This window comes from Streptomyces glaucescens (assembly GCF_002154375.1).
Taxonomy (GTDB): Bacteria; Actinomycetota; Actinomycetes; order Streptomycetales; family Streptomycetaceae; genus Streptomyces; species Streptomyces glaucescens.
Genome location: NZ_MUND01000709.1, coordinates 1 through 6,280, shown reverse-complemented (window position 1 = coordinate 6,280; position 6,280 = coordinate 1). Strand labels below are relative to the sequence as shown.

Here is a 6,280-nt window from a genome sequence, read left to right as displayed (position 1 = left end):
TAGCCGCGCACCTTGACCTGGCGGTCCAGCCGTTCCACGTAGTAGAGCCGTCCGTCGCGCAGTTCCACCACGTCGCCCGTGGCGTAGCCGCTCGACCCGTCGGGGTTCTGCAGCGGGTCGACGCCGTGCTCGGTGAGGTATCCGGCCGCCACGGAGGCCCCGGTGACGACGAGTTCACCGCGCCGGACCCCGGCTCCGGTGGCGCCGGTCCCGACGTCGCGCAGGACGTACGCGCAGTCGCCCACCGGCTCGCCCAGCGGCACCGCGTCCCGGCAGTCGTCCGGGTCGAGGGCGTCGGTGAGCAGGTTGCACACCGTGGTCTCGGTGAGGCCGTAGGCGTTGTGGAAACTGGCCGCCTTCGACCAGGTGCGGACCGCGGCCGGGCGGCACGGGCCGCCTCCGTTGACGACGTGCTCCAGGCGCATCCCGTCGGTGGGTTCGGTGACCGTCAGGGCGAACGGTGTCGTCTTGAGGTGGGTGATCCCGAACCGTTCGAGGGTGTCCTGCAGGACGGGGCCCGGCGCGAGCCGCTCCTCGTCCACGACGACGAGGCAGGCTCCGGCGGTGAGCGTCCACAGGATCTCGGTGAGGCAGCCGTCGAAGGTGAGCCGGGCGAACTGCAGGGTCCGGCTGCCCGGTCCGACGGAGAGCCGGGTGACATGGTCGCGGACGACGGGGGCGAGCGGGGCGGCCCGGACGAGGACGCACTTGGGGGTGCCGGTGGATCCCGAGGTGTGGATCGCGTAGCCGATCTCGCCGTCGGCGAAAGGGAGCCGGCGGGGGGTGGGCGGGGCTTCGTCCGTGCCGTGGTGGGATGCGGATGGGCCGTCGGAGGTGGCCTGGTGGGGCGGCTCCTCGCTGAGCCGCGCGTGGCCGTCGGCCGTGCGCCAGTGGGGCGGCAGCGCGGTGAGCTCCACGTGGCCGTCGTCGTCCGCGCCGCGGGCCAGCAGTCTGACGCCCAGCAGGCCGGTCTTGGCCGCGTTGGACGCGTCGCTGTCCCGCTCGTCGACGAAGACGAACGGCCGCTGTGCCTTCATGGCGCCGATCATGGCCACGATCGCGGCCGCGCTGCGGGTGGCGAGCAGGGCGACGCATTCACCGGGGCGGGTCAGTTGCCGCAGCCGGTGCGCGAACTCGTCGGTGCGTTCGCCGAGTTCCCGGTAGGTCATGGCGGACCGCGCGGTGCGCAGCGCCTCGTTGTCCGGCATCTCCCGGACGGCGCGGTCCATGCCGTCGAGCACGGACTCCTCTCCTGCTCGCATGTCAGCCTCCTTCGCTGCGGAATGCGGGGGGACGTTCCTCGTGGCGGACCGCTGCTTGCTGGCGGACGGGGTGGGTCAGCGTGCCGACGTCCTGCACGACCGCCTGCACCGTGTCACCGGCGTGGATGACCGCCGCTCCGGGCGTGCCGGTGCAGATGACGGTGCCGGCTTCGAGGGTGCGTCCGGCGCTGAAGTACTCCACGAGTCGGTCGAGGCCGAACTTCATGTCGGCCGGGGTGGCGGCCGCGATCGTCTCCCCGTTGCGGACGGTGGCGATGCGCAGGGCGGTGAGGTCGTCGTCGTCGCCGAACTCGTCCAGGGTGACCAGGACCGGGCCGACGCTGCAGAAGGTGTCGAACCCCTTGGCCCATGGGATGTGACGGGGGTTCTCCCGGATGACGTCCTCGGCCGTCATGTCGAGGACGGCTGTGACGCCCCCCACGACGGATCGCCACTCGGCACGCTCGACGTTCTTGCAGGTGGTACCGATGACCAGGCCCAGTTCCGCTTCCGCGGTGACCCGACGGGACTGGGAGGGCAGGTCGATGTGGTCGCCGTTGCCGATGAGGCAGCCGGCGGGCCGTAGGTAGGAACCGGGGCCGGAGCGGGGCTGTTCGGACTGCAGATCCTGCGAGTGGCGCCGGTAGTTGAGCCCGGCGCCCCAGATGTCGGCTCCGGGATCGACGACCGTGGGGGCGAGCCCCGGGTCGGGCCGGACGGGGGTGAGCGCGGCCGCATGCCGTTCCAGGACGCCGGTCAGCTCTCGCCGGTGCGTCTCGCCGAGGAGGTCGCTGATCCGGGTGGTGTCGGCGTACCCGGGCACGTCCGACAGGTTGAACCATCGGTCGCGGTGGTGCACGGCGATGCCGTGTCCGGTGGCGGACGTTCCGGTCCTGGTGATTCTCATGGTGATCTCCGTTGGGGGCGGATCGGGCGGCGGTCCGCCGGTCGGCTGAGGCCTTTTCCGGGCCGTACGGGCCGGCGCCGGGCACCCCGGGCGGGGTGGAACGGACCTCCGCCTCGGGCCGGGCCCGGGGTGCCCCGGGCGAGGGCGTCAGGGCATGCCTGGGCCCGGGGCGGGCCGAGCGCGGGAGCCGGCGGGTGGTGTTGGCGCCGCGGATTGCGTGCCGACGCGGCTTCGGCGGGTCCGGACGACAGGTTCAGGCGCTGATCCTGCTGGCGGCGGTGCGGAAGTCGTCCTTGCGCGGGCTGTGGTCGGCGATCTTCACGGCCGCCTCCATGAGCCGTGCCGGGTCGGTGTGGTACTCCTCGGCCAGCTTCTCCACCAGCGGGAAGTAGCCCGAGTGGATGCCGATCACCGCGCCCAGGACCTGCATGGTGCGGTCCTCGGGGATGGGCCGCATGTTCTCCCGGCAGTACTCGGCGAGCCTGGCGAGTTCCTGGTAGTCGAAGAGGTCGGCTTCGAGTTTCTTGATGACACCGGCCAGTGACTCGATGGCGGCGTTGCCGGATCCGCGGCCGATGCCGTCGAGGGTGGCGTCGACGATGGTGGCGCCCGCCTGCAGGGCGGTGATGCTGTTGATGTTGGCCATGCCGAGGTTGTCGTGCCCGTGGAAGCCGACGACCGCGAAGTGCTCGCGCACCGCGCTGACGTAGGTCTGCACGTCGGCGGGGAGCATCGCGCCGTAGGAGTCGACGACGTAGACGCCCGCGATGTCGGGGGTCACCCCGTCGAGCAGGCGGACCAGCTCGGTCACCGGCGTCGCGCTGGACTTCATGAGGTTCAGGTAGACCTGGCCGCACAGGTCGGTGGCGCGCCGCAGGTAGTCGAGGTTCTCGGGGACCCGGTCGGGCTCCATGCCGACCCGGACGAAGGACATCCCGCGGTCGGTCATCTCCGCGATGGTGTCGAGGCGGGTGAACTCCGGCTGGGCGAACATGCCCCAGGGCTTGCGGGTGAGGGCGGAGCGGGCGATCTCGGCCCAGCGGTAGTGGCCGATGTTGCACGGCTTGATGCCGTTGCGTTCGGCCTCCAGGCCGATTCCGTGGCCCACCTCCACCTTGGCGACCGGAATGCCGTCCAGGCGGGTGAGCAGCTGCGTCACGAACTCCTCGTCGAGCTGGAAGTCGACGGCGTACGAACCGTCGCGCAGTGTGCAGTCGAGCAGTTCGAAGGCCGGCGCTTCATCGGTCCGGCCGTCCACTAAGGGCATGAGGTCACTCCTTTTTCGGCAGCACGGATGCCGCCTTTCGGAATGGGCGAAAGAGACACGGATCCAGCGATGACGGAAACGTATGGGGAAGCGTTATTCCCTTGTGCTGCGTCGTACGGGTTACGCGTTCCCAACCCTAGGTGCCATAGACACACATGCGACCTTTGACCGAATAACACGCCCCGGTCGCCATGAATGCGCCGGTGTCGATCACACGGCTTGCGGCGGGCGAGGCGGGGGATGCCGGCCGTCCTTACTGATGGGGGCCGTGGCGTGGGGTCGTCGTGCCGGATCGCGCGCACGGCCGACAGGGGCGGACGGGGCGAGAGTTACGGCGGTGGGGGCGTTGTGTTCCGGTCGAGGTGGCCTCATGGCCGCCGGACCCCTTGACGCCGCCCCCGGGAGGCCCCCTCGCCCCGCCGGACATCGCGCGGGGCGAGACGTCGCCTCCTGAGGGCGCGGCGATGGCCTTTTGTCTCTGCCCGACGGAACACACTTCGCCGCCCGCGGGAAAACCCGCGTATCCGTGTTTCGCCGCTTCCGGAAAGCGGGGCGGTCAACCCGTATTCCACGGTGCGCCCGCGTACGGGCCAGGCGCGCGTGCGGGGGGTCCCCGTTCCGACGGCGCGGGCGCCTCCCGGAAAAAGTCAGGCGCCGTCGCCGTCGTCGCACACCACCACACCCAGAACCTCGTTGCCCGTGGTTCCGTATCCGGGGAAGGTGATCAGGGCACCGGGAGGCGCCACCCGGCTGGGGACGTCGGTGCCGTCGCGGTACACGACCTTCAGAGTGTGCGTGCCGGAGCAGTGGTTGGTGACGAACGTGTACCGCCAGTCCGCACTGAACGTCACGCAGTCAGGTGCGGCGCCCCAGTTCCCCGCGGCCTCCTGGGACCCGGCGTGGGCCGCACCGGACGGCACCACCACCAGAGCCGCGGCCACAGCAACAAAACTTGAACGCAGAACCCCACGCATCGCACTCTCGCCTTCACTTGATGAACGGATGCCCCTCAGCGTAGGCGAGGCTCTCGACGACATGCAGGGTTTTGCGGCAAGTTTCATGGCTCTTGCGATGGCACTTTCAACGCTCACAGACCCGCGCCCCTGCGCCTGAACACCCAGCTCAGCAGCCTGCAACGGCGTCACCGGTCCTCTGGACCCTCAGGGGCGGTCGGCGCGACACGGATCCCTGGGAGGCTTGGGCGCACGTTACCTCCGCATGAAGTCACAGGCCCCGCTGTTGTCGGCAGGCCCCCCGCCCTGGGCCGGCGACGACCGGCCGCGGTGAGCGCGGCGGCTTCGACACGACCGAAAAGCGATCCCCCTGTCGCGGGTGCGGGCCCCCGAACATGGAGGTGCCCGTGCCGGTCGACCGGCACGGGCACCTTGCGGAGGGATCCGTCAGCGCTTGAACACCGCCACGGAACGGCCCGGCACCTCGAAGGTCCCGGTGCCCTTCGTGTAGACGGCCCCCCTGACCACCCGATCCGCGCCGGCCGCCTGTACCGGGTGCAGCCGGTAGGTGTCGCCCGCCAGCTCGGTGATCCGCTGCTCCTGCCGGTCCGGTGTGGCGTTGAGGACGACGACCAGGTCGCCCAGGCGCATGGTGATCACGCCGGGGGTCTCGTCCGTCCCGGACAGCGGGAAGGAGAGCGCGGACTGCACCTGGGCGGCCGTGTCCAGGGAGAACGCCCGCTCGGTCGTACGGATCTTCAGCAGGTCCCGGTAGGCGGCCGAGGCGCCCTCGATCTGCGGGCAGCCGACCCCGATCCGTGTGAGCAGCGGCTTGGCGTACGGCCACTTGTCCCGGTTGTCGGCGGCCGGCGGCAGTCCGCGGCCGAAGCCGTTGCCGTCGGCGCAGTTCCAGTGGATGGCGTTGAACCAGTCGCCGCTGTCGTAGGAGTTGCGGTCCAGTGACTTCGAGCGCAGCAGGTCGGTGCCCGCCTGGGAGAGGGCCGGGCCCTGCGAGAGGGTGGCCGTGGCCATGGCGAGGACCTGCATGCGGGCCCGGTCGGCGGCGCTCGTCGTCGCGGGGAGCTTGAAGGCGAGGGCGTCGAAGAGGGTCTCGTTGTCGTGGGCGTCGGCGTAGGCGAGGGCGTCGCCGGGGGCCGCCGCGTATCCGGCGGGGGCGCCGTTGTAGTCGACCTGGGAGCCCTTGACGCGTTTGCCGCTGGTGTCGGTGAAGGTGTAGTCGGCGAGGTTGCCGGACAGTCCGACCTTGATCAGGTCCTGGTAGTGCAGGAGGCGGGCCTTCTGCTGGGCCGGGGTGCCGTTGGCCGCGTCCGGGTTGGGGTCGGTGTACAGGCCGGAGGCGAAGCCCTGGACGCCGGGGTCGGCGTCGAAGGGGCCTCCGCCGCGCACCGCGTCGCGGGCCCGGTCGGAGAAGGTGGCGATGCCGGTGCCGGCCATGTTCTTCTGGGTGGCCTGGACGAAGCGGGCGTCGTCGGCGATCTCGCCGAAGTTCCAGCCCTCGCCGTACAGGATGATCTTCTTGCCGTCGACGCCGTCCTTCTCGACGGTGAGCGCGTCCAGGGCTTTGCGGACGGCGAGGATGTTGGCCTTGGGGTGGTGGCCCATGAGGTCGAAACGGAACCCGTCGACCTTGTACTGTCTGGCCCAGGTGACCACCGAGTCCACGACCAGCTTGCCCATCATGGCGTTCTCGGTGGCCGTGTTCGCGCAGCAGGTGCTGTTGGCGACCGAGCCGTCGGCCAGGAGCCGCTGGTAGTAGCCGGGGACGATCCGGTCCAGGACGCTGGTGTTCGCCTGGCCGCTCGCGGCGGTGTGGTTGTAGACGACGTCCATGACGACCCGCAGGCCGTCCTCGTTGAGCGCCTTGACCATC

The 6,280-nt window shown here is 70.6% G+C and carries 5 protein-coding genes; all 5 read right to left on the bottom strand.

Going from position 1 to position 6,280, the window contains the following annotated elements:
* A partial coding sequence (locus tag CCN42_RS35650; protein ID WP_086741503.1) for an AMP-binding protein occupies nt 1-1,262 on the bottom strand: 1,262 nt, incomplete at its 3' end.
* Nucleotide 1,263: 1 nt separating this feature from the next.
* Nucleotides 1,264-2,169 carry a fumarylacetoacetate hydrolase family protein gene (locus CCN42_RS35645; protein WP_086741502.1) on the bottom strand — a complete coding sequence of 302 codons (906 nt, stop codon included), beginning with the start codon at nt 2,167-2,169 and terminating at the stop codon, nt 1,264-1,266.
* Nucleotides 2,170-2,422: 253 nt separating this feature from the next.
* Complete coding sequence (locus tag CCN42_RS35640) at nt 2,423-3,436, bottom strand: beta/alpha barrel domain-containing protein (RefSeq protein WP_086741501.1); 1,014 nt, start codon at nt 3,434-3,436, stop codon at nt 2,423-2,425.
* Between the two features lie 647 nt (nt 3,437-4,083).
* Nucleotides 4,084-4,410 (bottom strand): hypothetical protein, encoded by a 327-nt coding sequence (locus tag CCN42_RS45780; protein WP_086741500.1) that lies wholly within the window; start codon nt 4,408-4,410, stop codon nt 4,084-4,086.
* A gap of 426 nt (nt 4,411-4,836) precedes the next feature.
* The coding region (locus CCN42_RS35630) for an alpha-1,6-glucosidase domain-containing protein (RefSeq protein WP_143662138.1) at nt 4,837-6,280 on the bottom strand (1,444 nt) is incomplete at its 5' end.